This window comes from Fundidesulfovibrio magnetotacticus (genome assembly GCF_013019105.1).
Taxonomy (GTDB): Bacteria; Desulfobacterota; Desulfovibrionia; order Desulfovibrionales; family Desulfovibrionaceae; genus Fundidesulfovibrio; species Fundidesulfovibrio magnetotacticus.
Window position 1 is genome coordinate 1 of sequence record NZ_BLTE01000050.1, and the last position, 746, is coordinate 746.

The 746-nt window shown below is 54.4% G+C and carries 1 protein-coding gene; it reads right to left on the bottom strand.

Features of this window, described 5'->3' with window-relative positions; genetic code table 11:
• Positions 1–457: 457 nt before the first annotated feature.
• Positions 458–746 (bottom strand): hypothetical protein (locus NNJEOMEG_RS20250; protein WP_217270632.1); only part of this gene is annotated, 289 nt, incomplete at its 5' end.

A 746-nucleotide genomic window follows, 5' to 3' on the forward strand; every position in this document is an offset into this window, starting at 1 on the left:
GATCGAGGGCCGCCAGTTTGCGGAACAGCTGCTCCACCCGCTGCCGGGTGCGGTGTTTCCTGGCGTCCTCGAAGTCGAGACGGTGGCGCTTGTGGTGGTACTCGTTCAGGTCGCGCAGGTTTGAAGGAGCGGCGCTTCGAAATGAACCATGGAAGGAAACGTTGACATATTCACAAACGACGAATAACATTCCATGTTAGTACATATCCGTAACAAGATACCACGACGGGAATCCGTTGCCATTGACAACCTAAACCGGCCACAACACCGAACAATAGACGGCGCATGATGCCTGCACAATCCTTCATTTCAAGGATCAAGAAGTCAAAGTGGTATGCCGTCGTCTCATTGTGCGGCTGGATTGTTACGGCTTTGATGTTGGGATACTTCACTCTGCAGCTATTCTTCCGCTATTGATTTGAACTGGGCACGGCCACGTGCCATGCCCAGTTGCAATTCAAATTCCCCAGTACGCGCTCTGGAAATCGCTCTCATCCCAGTTTTTGTAATCGGGAACCCACTCAGAATTTCTGATGTGGCTCTCGATCTTCGGGCCAAAAATGTCTGTAAAGCCTTTGGCCAGTCCAGCACCAGCGGCACCACCAAGTCCGCCGCCTACAGCCATGCCAAGCCCAGTTGCACCAAAGCCCAACATCGCCCTGGTTTCGGCGATGTGCTTGTCGGCCTCCTCCTTCGTCGGCTTGCGATACTTGGGGAAGTCGATGGGGGCCTTCACGCCCGGGGCG